This is a genomic window from Pseudomonas sp. TWP3-2 (assembly GCF_049897765.1).
Lineage (GTDB): Bacteria > Pseudomonadota > Gammaproteobacteria > Pseudomonadales > Pseudomonadaceae > Aquipseudomonas.
In genome coordinates this window covers 35,325-51,228 of sequence record NZ_JAFCWW010000024.1, presented here as the reverse complement: position 1 = coordinate 51,228, position 15,904 = coordinate 35,325, and the positions used below count along the sequence as shown (strand labels likewise).

At 57.7% G+C, this 15,904-nt stretch carries 15 protein-coding genes and 1 pseudogene; 8 read left to right on the top strand and 8 right to left on the bottom strand.

Features of this window, described 5'->3' with window-relative positions; translation table 11 throughout:
- The first annotated feature begins 173 nt into the window (after window positions 1-173).
- The 3 genes from ACP7EE_RS24400 (at window position 174) to ACP7EE_RS24390 (ending at window position 2,521) form a co-directional block, all read left to right on the top strand.
- Window positions 174-605: a nuclear transport factor 2 family protein gene (locus tag ACP7EE_RS24400; RefSeq protein ID WP_426237301.1), complete on the top strand. Its 432-nt coding sequence runs from the start codon at window positions 174-176 to the stop codon at window positions 603-605.
- A gap of 162 nt (window positions 606-767) precedes the next feature.
- Window positions 768-2,015, top strand: coding sequence for a hypothetical protein (locus ACP7EE_RS24395; RefSeq protein WP_426237299.1), 1,248 nt, complete (start codon window positions 768-770; stop codon window positions 2,013-2,015).
- Window positions 2,012-2,521: a hypothetical protein gene (locus tag ACP7EE_RS24390; RefSeq protein WP_426237297.1), complete on the top strand. Its 510-nt coding sequence runs from the start codon at window positions 2,012-2,014 to the stop codon at window positions 2,519-2,521. Before ACP7EE_RS24395 ends, ACP7EE_RS24390 begins: the two co-directional genes overlap by 4 nt.
- Window positions 2,522-2,565: 44 nt before the next feature.
- Here the strand turns inward: ACP7EE_RS24390 and ACP7EE_RS24385 are convergent, their stop codons facing one another.
- Entirely contained in the window at window positions 2,566-3,291 is a 726-nt protein-coding gene (locus ACP7EE_RS24385; RefSeq protein WP_426237359.1) for a methyl-accepting chemotaxis protein, read from the bottom strand.
- A gap of 129 nt (window positions 3,292-3,420) precedes the next feature.
- Window positions 3,421-4,242, bottom strand: a pseudogene (locus ACP7EE_RS24380) (MCP four helix bundle domain-containing protein); the annotation flags it as partial.
- Window positions 4,243-4,427: 185 nt separating this feature from the next.
- On the opposite strand from ACP7EE_RS24380, the gene ACP7EE_RS24375 reads away from it, so the two are divergent.
- Window positions 4,428-4,742 (top strand): DUF2388 domain-containing protein, encoded by a 315-nt coding sequence (locus ACP7EE_RS24375; RefSeq protein ID WP_420649476.1) that lies wholly within the window; start codon window positions 4,428-4,430, stop codon window positions 4,740-4,742.
- Between the two features lie 82 nt (window positions 4,743-4,824).
- Window positions 4,825-5,238 carry a hypothetical protein gene (locus ACP7EE_RS24370; RefSeq protein ID WP_426237357.1) on the top strand — a complete coding sequence of 138 codons (414 nt, stop codon included), beginning with the start codon at window positions 4,825-4,827 and terminating at the stop codon, window positions 5,236-5,238.
- Here ACP7EE_RS24370 and ligD read toward each other — a convergent pair whose 3' ends face one another.
- The 3 genes from ligD to ACP7EE_RS24355 are packed head-to-tail and all read right to left on the bottom strand — an operon-like array spanning window position 5,239 to window position 10,177.
- Window positions 5,239-7,818 (bottom strand): DNA ligase D, encoded by a 2,580-nt coding sequence (gene ligD, locus ACP7EE_RS24365; protein WP_426237295.1) that lies wholly within the window; start codon window positions 7,816-7,818, stop codon window positions 5,239-5,241.
- 17 nt (window positions 7,819-7,835) lie between these two features.
- On the bottom strand, window positions 7,836-8,789 hold the full coding sequence (locus ACP7EE_RS24360) for a methyltransferase (protein WP_426237293.1): 954 nt from the start codon (window positions 8,787-8,789) through the stop codon (window positions 7,836-7,838).
- Window positions 8,790-8,800: 11 nt separating this feature from the next.
- The gene (locus tag ACP7EE_RS24355) at window positions 8,801-10,177 is read right to left on the bottom strand and encodes an iron-containing redox enzyme family protein (protein WP_426237291.1); all 1,377 of its coding nucleotides are present in this window, start codon (window positions 10,175-10,177) and stop codon (window positions 8,801-8,803) included.
- Between the two features lie 311 nt (window positions 10,178-10,488).
- On the opposite strand from ACP7EE_RS24355, the gene ACP7EE_RS24350 reads away from it, so the two are divergent.
- On the top strand, window positions 10,489-10,947 hold the full coding sequence (locus ACP7EE_RS24350) for an REP-associated tyrosine transposase (RefSeq protein ID WP_426206568.1): 459 nt from the start codon (window positions 10,489-10,491) through the stop codon (window positions 10,945-10,947).
- A gap of 184 nt (window positions 10,948-11,131) precedes the next feature.
- Here the strand turns inward: ACP7EE_RS24350 and ACP7EE_RS24345 are convergent, their stop codons facing one another.
- Window positions 11,132-11,884, bottom strand: a complete 753-nt coding sequence (locus ACP7EE_RS24345; protein WP_426206567.1) for a tellurite resistance TerB family protein — start codon at window positions 11,882-11,884, stop codon at window positions 11,132-11,134.
- 258 nt (window positions 11,885-12,142) lie between these two features.
- Between ACP7EE_RS24345 and pcsA the strand changes: the two genes are divergently transcribed.
- Window positions 12,143-12,865 (top strand): phosphatidylcholine synthase, encoded by a 723-nt coding sequence (gene pcsA, locus ACP7EE_RS24340; RefSeq protein ID WP_420649590.1) that lies wholly within the window; start codon window positions 12,143-12,145, stop codon window positions 12,863-12,865.
- Between the two features lie 40 nt (window positions 12,866-12,905).
- Here pcsA and ACP7EE_RS24335 read toward each other — a convergent pair whose 3' ends face one another.
- Window positions 12,906-13,718 carry a class I SAM-dependent methyltransferase gene (locus ACP7EE_RS24335; RefSeq protein WP_426237289.1) on the bottom strand — a complete coding sequence of 271 codons (813 nt, stop codon included), beginning with the start codon at window positions 13,716-13,718 and terminating at the stop codon, window positions 12,906-12,908.
- A 213-nt stretch (window positions 13,719-13,931) separates the two neighbouring features.
- Here ACP7EE_RS24335 and ACP7EE_RS24330 point away from each other — a divergent pair, with 213 nt between their 5' ends.
- Window positions 13,932-14,393, top strand: a complete 462-nt coding sequence (locus ACP7EE_RS24330; protein WP_426237287.1) for a GNAT family N-acetyltransferase — start codon at window positions 13,932-13,934, stop codon at window positions 14,391-14,393.
- Window positions 14,394-14,411: 18 nt separating this feature from the next.
- Here ACP7EE_RS24330 and ACP7EE_RS24325 read toward each other — a convergent pair whose 3' ends face one another.
- The gene (locus tag ACP7EE_RS24325) at window positions 14,412-15,626 is read right to left on the bottom strand and encodes a cytochrome c biogenesis protein DipZ (RefSeq protein WP_426237285.1); all 1,215 of its coding nucleotides are present in this window, start codon (window positions 15,624-15,626) and stop codon (window positions 14,412-14,414) included.
- Window positions 15,627-15,904: the final 278 nt, after the last annotated feature.

The window sequence follows — 15,904 nt, the reverse complement described above, 5'->3', positions numbered from 1 at the left end:
AACCAAGTGGCGCGAAGAATATCACGACATGGCAAACCCGCGCGTCTGTTCGCGACCGGAGAGTTTCAGATTGGTTCCTGAGGGGCTTTCTTCGGCTAAGAAATATCTGCTACGTTGTACGACGACTGACGAATTCAGTCAGTTCGATACCATTACAACAACAAGGAATACCCATGAACAAAAGCAAACTGCTGCTCGGCTTCTTCTGCGTCTTCAGCGGCTATGTCGTCGCCGCCCCTGCCCCGGCAGAAAAGGATGTCGCCCAAGCGGTCGATCACCTGACCCAGGCGATGCTGCACAAGGACATCGCCGAACTGAATGCACTGACCGCTGAAAACCTTACCTACGGCCATTCCAGCGGCAAGATTCAGCACAAGAAGGAGTTCATTGCCGACATCGAAACCGGCAAGAGCGCGTTCAAGACCCTGGAGATGCAGAAACAGACCATCACCCTCTCTGGAGATACCGCACTGGTACGCCATCACTTCTCGGCGCAGGCGTTGAAAGGCACCGAGGTTGTGCCGACCGAGATCGAGAACTTTCAGATCTGGCAGAAGCAGGATGGGAAATGGTTGTTGGTGGGGCGTCAGGCGTTCAAGTTCTGATGCATGGGAGAAGATCTGCCAAGATTTTTTTGGCAGATCTATCTAACTCACCGCAGCCGCCCATTTGCTACGCACCCTGTTTCATTTGCCCCTCCCCTTTGCTCCTCTGCCTGATATGCTGCACCCCAGCGCCTTGCAGGCTTAACCTTTTTGGAATATTCAATGGCTCGATTACGCGTCAAGAACTTTGGCCCTATCCGTGATGGCGTGGAAAACGATGGCTGGATAGAGTTCAAACGCGTGACGGTATTCGTGGGTAATCAGGGTTCCGGAAAAAGCACACTGGCCAAGCTCTACTCGACCTTCTCATGGATTGAAAAAGCGTTGGTTCGTGGGGATTACGATCAACAATGGTTTGAGGAAAAGGACCGGCTCACAAAACCGTTTCTAACGTATCACCGGCTAGAGAACTACCTTTCCGCAGACCACAGAAATAAGACTGAAATTGATTATGAAGGCGATGCCTTCAACATCAAATATGCGCACGGTCGAATGCACATAACTAAATCTAGGATGAAGGACTATCATCTCCCTCAGATTATGTACGTGCCTGCCGAGAGAAACTTCATCTCATACGTAAGACATCCAGAAGAACTTCGACTCTCCTCCGAGTCGCTTAAGGAGTTTCTGACTGAGTTCAACTATGCAAAAGAAAATATCAAGGGTCACCTTGCACTCCCTATCAATAACGCCAATCTCGAGTTCGATGAGACCAACAAAACACTAAATATTAGAGAGTCGAACTACAGTTTAGATTTGGCTGATGCATCCAGCGGATTTCAGTCTGCAGTCCCTCTTCATCTTGTCAGCCACTACCTTGCCCACAGAGTAAGGGAGCCGATAGACGAGCGACAACAGTCGATGAGCACCAAGGAGCTCGAACGATTCAAACTGGAAATAACCAAGATTTTCTCAACGAATTTAACAGTAGAACAACGACGCGCGCTCGTCTCAAATCTATCTTCGCGCTTTAATAAAACATCGTTTATAAACATAGTTGAAGAGCCCGAGCAAAATCTTTACCCTAGGTCTCAATGGCGCGTATTGCAAAGTCTTCTGGAGTTCAACAGTCTAGGTCAAGATAATAGATTGGTGATGACGACCCACAGTCCATACATAGTGAATTACTTGACCATCGCCGTCCAAGGAAAACATCTTCAGAACAGCATCATCAAGAAAGGTCGGGATAAAGAGCTACTCCCAAAACTAACCGCTGTTATACCACTGCACGCCTTGGTGGATGCAGATGAACTGGCGATCTATCAGGCCGATGAAACATCGGGAAGAATTACGCGATTACCAATGATTGACGGCATTCCTTCCGACGACAACTATTTGAACAGATCTTTGCAGGAGGGTAATGACTTATTCGACTCTCTTCTCGATATAGCGGGAGAGTTGAGAGGGTGAATTTTTTTGATATCCGTTGCCAAAAAGGTCCGTTTACTGACGTCGAATTTGGACTTCGTGATGATTTAGAATCTCCCGTCGCTTACGTCGACCTAGAGAGCCGAGAAAAGTGGATAGCCGTAATACTGAACCCTCACCAAAGACCTACTGTATTTACCGCGATCGACAAGTGCGTGATTAAAGACGGCGAAGAGTATGGTAGAGAGCGATGCGACTGCATGTTGACTACCGATGATGCGCTGTACCTGATCGAGTTGAAAGACAGAGTTGGAGGGGGATGGCAAAGCCAAGGAGTCAAACAATTAGAATCTACTATTCAATTCTTGATTGCTGCCCATGGCGAGCAATGGTTGGATAATTACCATCCAAAAATGGCATACGTTTCCAACAAGAAATCTCCTAACGTCAAGCCAGAGTTCAATGCAAAACTTCATTTCGACACGAAATATAATTTCAGATTAAAGATTGAGACGACCATAAACATCCGCCGCAAGGCTGAAAGATGATCTATTTGCTAAAATTTTTTCAGTGAGCATCGTCTGTAATTAACTCACAACCGAAACCGATCCACCGACTGCGCCAGTCGCCCCGCCAGGCTCGACAACTCATCCGTGGTGTTGGCCGTCTGACCAATCACCTTGCTGTTTCCCTCCGACATCCCGGCAATCATTTCCACCTGATGCGCAATCTCATTGCTCGCCTGGCTCTGTTCGCCAATGGTGCGGGTGATGTCGTTGACTAGTTGCGTAGTGCTGAGGGTCGCGTCGAGGATTTCACGGATCGCGCGTTCGACGTCCGCAGTGACGGCCATGCCTTTATCGACCTGGGCCACGCCCGCCTCCATGCTGCTCACCGCTTCACGGGTGCTGTTCTGAATGCGCGCGACCATCGCCGCGATTTCTTGGGTTGACGCACTGGTGCGCGCGGCAAGGCTGCGCACTTCATCGGCGACCACAGCGAAACCGCGCCCCTGCTCGCCTGCACGGGCCGCTTCGATGGCGGCGTTGAGTGCCAGCAGATTGGTTTGATCGGCGATAATTTTGATCACTTGAATGATGTTGAAGATGTTTTCGGACTCCTGATCCAGCGTGCGAATCACCTGCGCCGACTGCTGCGCCGAGCGCGCGATGTCGTCCATGTCGCTGACCACTTGATGGATCACCTGGCCGCCATTCTTCGCCAGTGATTCGGCCTGATTGGCCATGCCCAGCGCGCGTTCGGCGTGGCGGGTGATTTCCTCGATGCTGACGGTCATCTGCGTTGCGGCAGCGGCCATGGTGCCGGCGGCGACGCTTTGTTGCTGGCTGCTGTCGGCGACTTGATGGCAGCCATGGCTGAGTTGCTCGCTCATGCCGCTGACGCCATGGGCGTTGCGGCGTACCACGTCGATCATCTCGCGCAAATCGTGCTGCATGGTTGCCAGCGTGCGGATCAGCGCACTGGCCTCGTCCTTGCCGGACGGCTCGATGATCGGTTCGCTGAGGTTGCCGTGGGCTATGCTTTCGGCAATCCGGCTGGCGGTTTTCAGCGGACCCATGATGCTCAGGATCACCCAGCGTCCTTGGGCCAAAAGCAGCAACAGACTGGCGATCAGTACCGCGCCGAGGGCAATGTTGGCGTTGCGGATCGCCGCTTCGGTGCCTTGGCTGGTTTGCTGGGTGTTGGTTTCAATCAGCTCGCTGAGGGCGGCCATCTGTTCTTCGAGCTGGCTGAATGCGCTGTTGAATGTACCGAGTTGCTGTTGCGCGGCATCCGGGTTGTCCAGAGCGAGGCCGACGATTCGCTCGCCGGCGCTGATATAGGTATCGAGACTGGGCTTGATTTGATCCAGCGCAGACTTGATCGTCGGGTTCAGCGGCAACTTGAGATTCTCCCCAAGCACCTCACGAAAATGCGCAGCATGTTCGCCAATCGAGGCGCGTACCTCGTCTGCGCTGCTCGTGCTTTTACCAAGGCCCACCAGCAATGCCGAATACACATCGGCGCGCAGGGCGTCGTGCATCATGTCGGCTTCGAGGTGATTGCGCAGCGCGCTCATGCTTACCGCGCTATCGCTGACCGCGCCCGACATCCGCACATTCCCCACGTAGCTGACCAGGCTGACAATCAGCGCCGTCAGCAGGCTGGTTGCAATCAGCAACATCAAACGCAATTTGATCGACACGTGGCTTTTCTCCGGGTCACGCGGCACAGCGCGCTTCAGAGCTTCAGTTAAGCCTATTTCCATGTGCCTGCCGCGCCAGAGCGTCTCAACGTGTGTCGTCATACTCGGCAATAACTTCAGGACTGTGCGCCGCGTCGCACTTTTCCCCGTCTATCGCTAGCGCAAAGCAACGGAACTCCGGGCCGGTGCGCGCCTCTCACATTATGTGGTAATTCCTTTTCGCTTCACGTTGCTGGAGGAACACCGTCATGCGTCATTTAGTGCTCGTTTCATCCTTGGTATTGTGTTTGCCCTTTGGTTCGGCGCTGGCCCGCGTCGATGCGAAAGATGTCGCGACCTCGGCAGGTGTTTCCGCATCGCTGTATTCGACCTTCAAGGATCACAAAATGGTGATTCCGGCGCGTGACGATTTGTCCGCATTCGTTGCCAGCGGCGGCGCTATTCGCGGCGTGTATCTGGAATCGGTGCTGCAACAGGTGCGCCAGGAAAATCCGGGCATCGACGCTAGCGATGAAGATTTGGCCAACGCGATTCTGGTGAACTACGAAGGAATGTCGCAATAACCTGCAACGTCGAGTGCGGTGCTCACCCGACTCCGATGGATGGCAGTTGAGCAACCATGGGCAAAATCGTCGGACGGCCTCTATGATGGAGGCCATGCCGATTACTGTTCAGTTGCGCTCACCCTGCCCGCCCGGCGCCTGCATTTGCGGGCGCGATCCATTGCTCGAAACACCCGGGGCGGATTTGCGTATCCTGTTGCTGACGCGACAGGAAGAAAAGCTTCTGCTCGATCGCCTGGAAAACCTGAAAGATCTCGCCGATCTCAAACATATGCAACGCAAGATTTTCGATCAGTTGGGACTTCGCGTCGACATTGCGCCGGGCTTCAACGAAGTACGCACCATGCGCGGCATCGCCATTCAAATTGATGATTTGCCCGGCCTGTGTCGCAAGACTCGCCAGTCAATTCCCGCTGCGATTCGCCGTGGTCTGGACAAGAATCCGCAAATCGCCTTCGACCTCCTCAACTCCCACGACTTGCTGCGCGACGCCTGATCACTTTTTCATGCCGACCCGTTTGCGCATCTCGGCGGTGATGCTTTGACGGGTCTTCTTCAAGTCCGCCCACGGCTCATCGCCGACTTCCGTCAGCCGCTCATGGACATTGTGGATGTTCCACTGATTGCCACCCTTGATCTCCCCGACCTCCTCTCGAAAAATCGGCACAGAAACCGGCAGGCCTTCGCGGGTACGCGCGGCGTAAGTGCAGATCGTGGTGGCGCCCAGTCCGTTGCGCAAGTAATCGATAAAGATCCGTCCGACGCGATTTTTCGGCCCGGAGACAGCTGAAAAGCGCTCCGGCAACAACTTGGCCATGTGCGTCACGATCGCGTGACTGAAATCCTTGACCTCATCCCAGCCGAGCTTGCGCGTCAGCGGCACCACCAGATGAATACCCTTGCCGCCGCTGGTCTTGAGGAATGCCTTCAAACCGAGTTCATCGAGCACGGTCAGCGTCAGCGCCGTTGCTTCGACCATGCTTTTCCATGGCAGAGCCGGATCCGGGTCGAGATCAAGGACGAAGCGATCGGGCTTGTCCAGATCCACCGTGGTGGCGTTCCAGGTGTGCAGCTCGACGGTGCTCATCTGCACCGCGCCGATCAGCGCTTCGGCGCTATTGACGAGCATGATCGGTTGGCCGGTGAGGTCTTTGTCCAGCGTCTTGATGCCGGGAATGGCCAGATTTTCCGCATTCTTCTGAAAGAACAATTCGCCGCCGATACCATCCGGCGCACGCACCAGCGCCACCGGACGATCCTTGAGCTGCGGCAGAATCCACTCGGCAACGCTGGCGTAATACTCCGCCAATTGCATCTTGGTCGTGCCGCTGCTGGCGTCGATTACCCGATCCGGATGAGTGATGCGCACTTTGCCGCTGGCCAGACCCAGCTGCGACGGCGCGGTGTCGGCAGGCTTTTTCTCAACGGGTTTCCCGGCAGTTTTCGTCACTGATTTTTTCACAGGCTTCGCACGCTCCTCAGTGATGGCCTTGGCCGGTTTGTCATCGCGCAAACCATGAAACACCGCATGGCGCACCGAGCCATCCTTGGTCATCTCGGCAAACGCCACTTCCGCCAGCAGACTCGGCTTGAGCCAATGCACGCCCTTTGCCTCGAAACCGCTGGGCGGATTGACCACTGCGGCTTGCTTCACCTGCAACGGTTTGAGCTGCGCGAGGATGTTTTTCAATGTCGACTCACTGAAGCCCGTGCCGACCTTGCCGGCATACCGCAACTCACCGCTGTCGCGGTCGTGCAGCCCCAACAACAACGCGCCGAACGCACTGCGCGCTCCTTTCGGGTCGGTGTAGCCGACGATCACGAATTCCTGGCGATGTTTGCACTTGAGCTTGATCCAGTCACCGCTGCGCCGCGACACATAAGGTGAGCCAAGGCGCTTGCCGATCAGGCCTTCCATCTGCATCTGGCAAGCGCTATTGAGCAACGCCTCGGGGGTTTCGTCGAAGGCTTCGGAGAAGCGCAGCAATGGATCTTCGTGGGCTTTCAGAACGGTCGACAGCGCGGCTCGACGCTCCTCTACAGGCACTTCGCGCAGATCAACGCCGTTCAGATAGGGCAGATCGAACAGGTAATAAATGATGTTGGCGCTGCTGCCCGCTTCGAAGGCATTTTGCAGTGCCTGAAAGTCCGGTACGCCTTGCTCGTCAGCAACAATCATTTCACCGTCGAGCCACGCCGATTCCAGCCCCAGCGCAGCGAGCGCCTCGGCCTGCTTCGGTAACTTGTGCGTCCAGTCATGGCCGTTGCGCGTGAACAGCTGCACTTGGTCATGATCGATGCGCGCCATGATCCGGTAGCCGTCGAACTTGATCTCGTAGCTCCAGTCGCCATCAGGCGCGCTGTCCACTAACGTGGCCAATTCTGGCTTCAACTGCGCAGGAATTTTCGCCTTGTGCGCGCCAGTGAGTTTGCCCGAAGCAACCTTCTTCGCCTTGACCGGCTTGGCTTTCAGTGGCTTGACCTGTTTGGCGCTGAGTTTGGGTTTGTCCACCAGCGTACGTTCGCTGAGTACGCTGTCCGGCTCGGCTACCAGCACGTCGTAATCACTTTGCGGGCGCGCGGCGCTGTCCTGATGCTTGATCAGAAACCACTGCTGTTTCTTGCCCGGCATGTGCGTGCGCACCAGATTCCACAGGCCGGCGAGTTTCTCGCCTTGTAGCTCGAACTTGAGCTTGCCTTTGGCGTAGGCCGCCTCTGGATCCTCTTGCGGGATCCACACGCCGCGATCCCAGACGATTACATCGCCGGCGCCGTAATGTCCCTCGGGAATACTGCCCTCGAACGTCGCGTAATCCAGCGGATGGTCCTCGACGTGTACCGCGAGGCGCTTCACTTTCGGATCGAGTGACGGGCCTTTGGGTACAGCCCAACTTTTCAGCGAGCCATCAAGTTCCAGGCGAAAGTCGTAATGCAGGTGCGAAGCGTCGTGCTTCTGGATGCAGAACTGCAAGGCATGTTCGCCAGCAGTTTTCTTGCCCCGGCGCTTGACTGCCGCCGGTTCGGAAGTCGCCGAGAAATCGCGCATGCGGTTGTAGTCGTCGAGATTCCTGCTCATGGCGCACCTGCCTTGTTTCAGCCAATTCGGGTCACGGTCAGCGCGACCACAGCAATCCGGTCGACCCGTTGATATCCGGGGTTGAGCAGTTCCTCGCCGAATACGTCGGGATCGAGTTCACGATAGGTCCAGCCGAAGCGCTTTTCATCGAGTCGCGGCAGCACCGTGTCGATAAACGGATCGCGGCCATCGACCATCGCCACCCCGGTGTACAGCAGCAACGAGCCGCCGGGCGCCAAGTGATTGAGCGCCTGCTCGACGATACGCAGCGACAGCCCGGCGCCGAGTGTGCCGCCGCCATGGCGATAGGCGCGTCCGGCGGGGTCGGCCATGTACGGCGGATTGGCAACAATCAGATCGAATTCGCCGTCGACGCCGCGCAGTACATCGCTGGTTTGCACTTCGACATTGGCCACCTCGGCCAGCGCTGCGTTGATAGTGGTCAGGCGCAGCGCGGCCGGGTTGATATCCACGGCGAAGACTTGCGCTTCACGTCGGGCGCGGGCGATCAGGATCGCGCCAACACCTGCGCCACAGCCAATGTCGACCGCGCGCGTGACTGGCGCGTAACTCTGCTGCAAATGGGCATGAATCAGTTGCGCAAAACGATAGGTGTCTGGGCCGAAAAACACAGAGTCGGCAGCATCGGTCGGAAATCCTGAATGCACGAACAATAGATCATCCAGGCTCGACCAACGGACGCGGCTCTTGAGGCGGCCATCGAAGGTATCGATGATTTGGGCCTCGTGCAATTGGCGTTGTTCGTCGGCTGACAGCAGCCCCGGTTCGAATGGGCGCGACCAGCCAAACACGTCGCGCAGGGTTTCGGCAGGTTCACCTTCGTCGCGCTGATTGACGCGCTCGTGGGTCAACGGTGTCGGGGTGATGAACCGATAGCCATCGGCCTGCAAGCGCCGGCCCAGTTGCAGCAGCGCGAGGTCGTTGGCGGACAATTGGTCTTCCTGGATCATTGGCGATTTCCTTAACGCAGACTGGATTTGAGTTCGATAAAACGGCGCGTGGCGAGCAGGCCGGCCGGGTGCGCATGGCGGGCCGGAGCCAGCCACGGGATCAGCGCCGCGATCTGTGCGTGACCGTCCAGGCCTTGCAGTGCTTCGTTTAGCTGCTGCACATCGGGATCCTGCTCCGGCACCTCCAGCGGCGGTGCGACCTGGCTATGGCGGCGGGCGGCACTGGGCGGTTGCGCAGGCGACCAATTCCCGGCGATCCAATCGTGCAGCAGGCGTTTCTCATAGGGGCTGAACACGCCGAACATCGCCGCGCCGTCGCCTTCAATCAACTGCCAGAAACGGCTGGCTTGCGGATCTTCATTGCGCTTGATCCAGCCTTTGTCTTGCATGGCTTGCAGAAAACCCGGCAATTGCTCCGGTGTGGCCAGCCATTGATTGACGGTCTGGCCTTCGAAGCGGCAGTAATCGGAATGCATGTGCTGGCCGAACGGACGTTTACGCTCAAGCATCGCCAGCAGTTCGTGCTCCAGATCGAAGGCCTCGATGATCGCGCGGCTGCCTTGCCCCAGATCATTGAGGCGATAACCGAGGGAAACCCGGCGCAGGAAATCTTCGCGATCAGCCTCCAGCGGCAGCAGATCCAGCACTGCCTGCACGGCTTTCTGCGCGTGGCCGGTGCTGGCGTTGTCGATGGTCACGTGCAGGGTGAAGTAGTAGGGATCGATGCCCAGTTCGCTCAGCTCATAGCTACTGATGAGCAAATGCAATGGCAGTTGTTCATAGCCAAGGTTGTAGCCGATCGCCTCGGGCAAAAACTCATCACCACACACACCTAGCGCGAGTTGCAGTGCACCTTGCAGGTAGCGCTCGTCGGCAATCGCGCTGCTGTCCTGCAAACCGTGTTCGGCGAGGAGTTTGCGGTAGATCACCACGTGGTTCTGCGCAGGATTGCCGTCGCCAAGTTCTTCCAGATAAGTGCACAGCAAGCCGTCGAAACGCGGGTCGCGCCAATGCTGCAACAGACCATACAGCCAGGCGCCGTCGACCAGTTTGGTCGGCGCCACCGCTTGCAGGAAATATAGCGCGTGCGCCTTGGTGCTGAAAAACTGCCGTGGCCCGCCGGCCTTGCGTTGTTGCAGGTAATCGGAATATTGCCGGGCGACATCGGCAGAGTGGGCAGCCACCCAGTCGTGCCACGACGATGGATCGCGTGGGAGTTCTTCCGGCAGATTTGCCGCGCTTTGCAGGTGTTCGTGCAGAAACGATCTGGCCAGCGCCGACGGATTTTCCTCGTGCAACAGCGTCTGATAAACCCGCCGCACGCTACCTTCGGCATTGACGAATTGAGGATGAGCCGGCGTCGATTGCAGGCGAGTCAGGACAGTCATGGCAAGATTCTCGGTCGGTTGGCAGGACGTTGATTCAACACGCCTCTACAACACCAGAGCGATCTGGCCCGCGAAAAATTCAATCGAGGTGAAAATTGCCCGGACGGACGGATGTTTCAGCAACAATCTGCCCGCGGACGCAATCCCCTGTAGGAGCTGCCGAAGGCTGCGATCTTTTGATCTTTTTAAGCGCAAGATCAAAAGATCGCAGCCTTCGGCAGCTCCTACAGTTACATCGTGCAATGGGTCGGATTCGCGGGGTTTCTGTTAGTCGCTAAGGTTCAGAGACAATGGATTTCTGGAGGCAATGGATGCCCGAAGCCGCAAGCAACTGTCGCCTTCGCAAAGGCCGATATTCCGAGGTTGGACGCGTTTACTTGCTGACAGCGGTTACAGATCAACGTCAGCCTGCATTTTCGGATTGGCGTATCGGGCGCTTATTGGTCGAACAATTAAGACAGGCTGAGGAAGCGGGGTTAGTTACGTCGCTGGCTTGGGTCGTGATGCCGGACCATCTGCATTGGTTGGTAGAACTCCAACAAGGCTCCTTGGCAGAGTTGATGTGTCGAATCAAATCGAGAAGTTGTCGTTCGATCAATCTTAAGTGCCGTAGTCAGGTGCGGTTGTGGCAACGGGGCTACTACGATCGAGCGCTGCGCCGCGATGAAGATCTCAAAAGCGCTGCGCGTTATATCGTTATGAATCCTTTGCGAGCCGGTTTAGTCCAGCGTTTGGGCGACTATCCGTTGTGGGATGCGATTTGGCTTTGAAGATCAACGTCAAAAGATCGCAGCCTGCGGCAGCTCCTACAGAGAGCACGCATTCCAACTATAAAAATCTGCCCGAACCTGCGATCTCCTCAAACGAAATGGCGTCCCACAGCGCACAGTCGCCCAAATGCCATGGGGAAACGCGGAACTCTGTAGGAGCTGCCGCAGGCTGCGATCTTTGATCTCAGGCTGTGCCCTTGGCCTGCTGTTCCAGATGCACTTGCAACTCGGGATCGATCTGCAACGCTGCCGCCAGTTCGTCCAGATAATTACGTTCGGCGTCTTGTTGGTCGTCCACCAGCATGACGCTGGCGAGGTACATTTCAGCGGCTACCGCCGGGTCATTGTGCGCGGCTTGGGCGACTTCGGCGGGGTCGAGGGGTTTGGCGACTTCGGCGTCGAGCCATTGCTGCAGTTGCGGATCGTCGGTGTGGCGCCCGATTTCACTGCTGATCAGGTGTTTTTCCGAGTCGTCGATTCTGCCATCAGCCTTGGCCGCTGCAATCAACGCGCGCAGCACGGCGTGGCTGTGTTCTTCAACTTGCGGGCCGGCGAGCAGATCGGCCGTTTGCGGCACTTGCTGCGGTGCGGCGCTGGCCTGGCTGCGCTGCCAGGCTTGATACGCCTGATAAGCCATCATCCCAAGCGACGCCAGTGCCGCGTAATTGGTGCCGCCGGAACGACGCTGCGTGCCGCCACCCAAAGCGCCACCCAAGCCACCAGCGCCGCCGCCCAGTAATCCGCCGAGCAAACCACCCAGACCGCCCAAGCCGCCCAAGCCGCTACCGGCAGAAGAACCACCGCCGGCAGCGCTACCGCCGCCCAACAATCCGCCGAGCAAACCGCCAAGGCCGCCACCGGCCGGAGCAGCACCACTTTGTTGACCACCGGAGGCCTGGCCTCGCAGCAGTTGTTCGAGTAAATCGCTGGTGTTCATGACGGCGTCCTCAGGCTAAGGCGTGACTGCGTCTGGCAACGATAGACGCCTGCTGCGGTTGCGCCAGCACCGTTTGGCTGACGCGGCAGGCGGGGCGCAATTTGTGCAGCGTAAACCATTCGCGGCAGGCTAAGATTCATGGAGGGTGAACCTATGCCGGCGCGACCGGTCGATAGCTGCATCCCCCGACCCGGTGCGCCGGCGCCCTTGCTGCCTGAAGGTGCAACCGGCTTGTATGAATTTCTGGAGAACGCCCCCGTGATATCGACCGTCCACATCGCCAGGCTCAAGGCCTGGGGCGCCCATGGTTTTACCGCGACCGGCGTGGTCACCGCGTTTCTGGCCACCCTCGCCCTGCTGGAGAACCAGCCGACCCATTGCCTGATGTGGCTGGGCGTGGCGCTGATCGTCGATGGCCTCGACGGCGCACTCGCGCGCAAAGTTAACGTGCAATCTGTGCTGCCGAGTTTCGACGGCTCGATCCTCGACCTGGTGATCGATTACCTGACGTACGTGTTCATCCCGGCACTGTTTATCTACCGCTATATTCCGCTGCCCGACTACACCCTGCTACTGAGCGTGTCGCTGATTCTGGTGTCGTCGCTGTTCTGTTTCTGCAACGTCAACATGAAGAGCAAAGACAATTACTTCGTCGGCTTCCCTGCGGCGTGGAACGTGGTTGCGCTGTGTCTGTACATCATCGCGCCGGGGCCGTGGATCACTTTCCTGACCGTTATTGGCCTGGCACTGCTGACCGTGACGCGTATGAAATTCCTGCACCCGTTTCGCGTGCGGCGCTTCATGCCGATCAATATTGCAGTGACGGCGATCTGGCTGCTGTGCAGTTTGTCGCTTGTGCTTAACCATCCCGTGATCAATCCGCTGGTGATGGGGTTGTGGCTGCTGGCGTCGGCTTACTTTCTGGGGATCTGCATCTGGCGTACGGCGCTGGAGTGGTTTGATGGCGCCTCTCTGAAATAGTCGATTGTGCGGGAGCGAGCCTGCTCGCTCCCGCGTTGATTCACCGCTTGGTAATCACCACTTCCAGATACTCACTCGGCACCACCATCGAATCCGGCCCCGCGCGGTTCATACGCTCGATCAACTCCGTCAAATCCCCTTCCAGCGCCAAGCCACTCTCCGGCGGCAATGCCGCGAACGCCTTGTGCACCGGCCCGTACCAGTGGCGAAAAATATCGATGAAGTGCGCCGCCGAGCGATAGCGGAAGTTGAAGTGTCGGCGGCTGATCTGCAGCAGGAAATGGCGTTCATCGAACTGCGAGTGCAGCCAGGCTTCCGCGCCCCAGTTCGACGGCGGTTGCGCACCGGCAGGTGGCGGCAGGTGCCGGCCGAGGGTCTTGAACATCTGGCCGACGAAGCCTTCCGGCGTCCAGTTGGCCAGACCGATGCGCCCGCCTTTGCGGCAAACCCTCGCCAGCTCGGCAGCGGCCTTGACCTGATCCGGCGCGAACATCACCCCGAACGTGGATAGCACCACCTCGAAACTGCCATCGGCAAACGGCAGCGCTTCCGCGTCAGCGACCTGAAAAGTCACTTCCAGATGCTCGGCCCGCGCCCGATCCTGACCGCGCTCCAGCAACGCCGCGACGTAGTCGGTGGATGTCACCAGGCATCCCCGCCGTGCCGCAGCGAGGGTGGCATTGCCATTGCCGGCAGCGACATCCAGCACCTCTTCATCACAACGCAGGTCGCAGGCTTCGGCGAGGCTTTCGCCGACAATCTGCAAGGTGGTGCCGATGACGGCGTAATCGCCACTGGCCCAAGCGACTTTCTGGCGTTCCTTCAGGGCAGACAGATCAATCGGGGTACTCATGAATGGGTGCTCCAAGGCAGATTGGATCAGGCGGAATCTACTATCGCGCGGGGGTTGCATGGCGTCCCCGTCAATCGTCTGCCAATCCAGCAAAACCGGGGTTTCGCCGATGAATGGGCGGATTCTGTAAAGCCACCGAAACACTGCGGCGATTGCCAATGCACCTGCTAATCGGCTCTGATGCATTCCCGCCCCCGCCAACGGACTGCAACCATGTCTTTACGCTTCGAATGGCTAGCCGATCACATGCAGCACAGCGACACCTACGCCGCATGGATCCATCAGCAATTTCATTACGAATACGCCCAGCAACCGTTGGCCGAATGGCAGCGAGAATTTGCCGACGGGCAAACCAATGGTGACTGGCGGTGCCTGATTGCGCTTGAGGACGAAAAGCTGTTGGGCGGTGCAGCGTTGGCACGAGCCGATCTTGCCCGGCGTCCAGATCTGGGGCCGTGGCTGGCCTGCGTTCTGGTCAGCCCCGAATCCCGCGGCCAGGGCCTGGCTGAAAGACTGATCGAAGGCATTGCCGAGGAGGCAAAAAAACGCGGTCTGCCACGCATTTATCTGCACACGCAGAACAAGCAGGACTACTACGCCAAACGCGGCTGGACGGTGTTGGAGCGCTTTCGCGCCTGGGACAACGACCAATGGCTCATGGTGCGTGACCTCTGAGCCATTGTTGTTCGTGGTTTAGGCAGCAGGCGCTTTCGCTTCCTGGAGCAACTGCTGAATCATCTGCTCCTGGGCTTCGTAGCGCCCTTCACCAAAGTGGGTGTAACGCACCTGCCCCTTGGCATCGATCAGGTAGTGCGCGGGCCAATACTGGTTGTCGAAGTTGCGCCAGATCGCGTAGTTGTTGTCGATCGCCACCGGGTAGGTGATGCCGAGCTTTTTCACCTGATCCTTGACGTTGTCGATGATCCGCTCATAGCCATATTCCGGGGTGTGCACGCCGATCACCACCAGGCCGTCCTTCGCGTATTTCTGCTCCCAGTCTTTGACGTACGGCAGGGTGTGCTGGCAGTTGATGCAGTCATAGGTCCAGAAATCCACCAACACCACTTTGCCGCGCAGGGATTCGGCGCTCAGTTCAGGAGAATTGAGCCATTGCACAGCGCCGGCGAGCGACGGCATCGCGCCTTTGCTCGCGTTATCCTCGATCGAGTCCGCACGTACTTTGCTGACCAGGTAGTCGACCACCTTCGGCACGTTTTCCAGTACTTTTTTCTCTACGATGGCCACGCCTTCGGATGAAGTTTTCGCGAGCAGCAGATTGTCGGTTCCGGTAGCAATCACCGCTGCCGTCGCCAGCACTGCGACCCCTGCCCCCCTGCGCAGCCAGCCGCTGAACGGAATCGACGGCTTAAGCCGATTAACCAGGCCGCGACCGGCGAATATCAACGCTCCCAGGGACAGCGCACTGCCTGCGCCGTAGGCCAGCAGTAACAGGCTGGTCTGGGCATTGGCGCCTTGCAGCATCGCGCCTGTGAGAATCACTCCGAGAATCGGCCCGGCACACGGCGCCCACAGCAACCCGGTGGCGACGCCGATCATGACCGAGCGCAGTGGCCCGGCCTTCTTGCGGGTGTCCGGATCAAGGCGATTGCCAAGCATCACAAACGGCCGCGCCAGCCAGTCGCCGATCCGCGCCGAAATCAGCGACAGTGCGAACACTGTCATGACGATCAAAGCAATATGGCGACCGCTGTTGCTGGCCTGAATCACCCACTCGCTGCTGACCACCGCCAGGCTGGAAATCAGTGCAAAGGTCAGCGCCATGCCGCCCAGTGTCAGCAGGATTGAGGCACGACTGCGGTCGGCGCCAGCGAACAGAAACGGCACCACCGGCAGGATGCACGGGCTGAGGACGGTCAACAGGCCGCCGAGGAACGCTATGAGGAACATGGGATTCACCTTGAGGGCTATATTGGGCCGAGGCGCTGGGCATCGGCCTCGATGGCACTCATTCAAGGCTGGCGAGGTATCGGGCATGTGTCGGCAAATGCGGTGAATCAATCGCTATGTATCCGCACACGCCCGGGATACACAGCCATACAAAAGCAGGATATTTACCTGCGTGTGTATCCGGCGTCGTGCCAGATACACTGCAATACAAAGGCCGGCAGGCACGCTCATAAAGGCTCGATAAACTGCGTGGTATTCCCCTTCGATTGAGGTTTGGC

Excerpts from the sequence above, each read along its gene's own strand:
- ACP7EE_RS24400 (WP_426237301.1), top strand. The coding sequence starts at position 174 with ATGAACAAAAGCAAACTGCTGCTCGGCTTCTTCTGCGTCTTCAGCGGC.
- ACP7EE_RS24395 (WP_426237299.1), top strand. The coding sequence starts at position 768 with ATGGCTCGATTACGCGTCAAGAACTTTGGCCCTATCCGTGATGGCGTG.
- ACP7EE_RS24385 (WP_426237359.1), bottom strand. The coding sequence starts at position 3,291 with ATGGCCGCTGCCGCAACGCAGATGACCGTCAGCATCGAGGAAATCACC.
- ACP7EE_RS24375 (WP_420649476.1), top strand. The coding sequence starts at position 4,428 with ATGCGTCATTTAGTGCTCGTTTCATCCTTGGTATTGTGTTTGCCCTTT.
- ACP7EE_RS24370 (WP_426237357.1), top strand. The coding sequence starts at position 4,825 with ATGATGGAGGCCATGCCGATTACTGTTCAGTTGCGCTCACCCTGCCCG.
- ligD (WP_426237295.1), bottom strand. The coding sequence starts at position 7,818 with ATGAGCAGGAATCTCGACGACTACAACCGCATGCGCGATTTCTCGGCG.
- ACP7EE_RS24360 (WP_426237293.1), bottom strand. The coding sequence starts at position 8,789 with ATGATCCAGGAAGACCAATTGTCCGCCAACGACCTCGCGCTGCTGCAA.
- ACP7EE_RS24355 (WP_426237291.1), bottom strand. The coding sequence starts at position 10,177 with ATGACTGTCCTGACTCGCCTGCAATCGACGCCGGCTCATCCTCAATTC.
- ACP7EE_RS24350 (WP_426206568.1), top strand. The coding sequence starts at position 10,489 with ATGCCCGAAGCCGCAAGCAACTGTCGCCTTCGCAAAGGCCGATATTCC.
- ACP7EE_RS24345 (WP_426206567.1), bottom strand. The coding sequence starts at position 11,884 with ATGAACACCAGCGATTTACTCGAACAACTGCTGCGAGGCCAGGCCTCC.
- ACP7EE_RS24335 (WP_426237289.1), bottom strand. The coding sequence starts at position 13,718 with ATGAGTACCCCGATTGATCTGTCTGCCCTGAAGGAACGCCAGAAAGTC.
- ACP7EE_RS24330 (WP_426237287.1), top strand. The coding sequence starts at position 13,932 with ATGTCTTTACGCTTCGAATGGCTAGCCGATCACATGCAGCACAGCGAC.
- ACP7EE_RS24325 (WP_426237285.1), bottom strand. The coding sequence starts at position 15,626 with ATGTTCCTCATAGCGTTCCTCGGCGGCCTGTTGACCGTCCTCAGCCCG.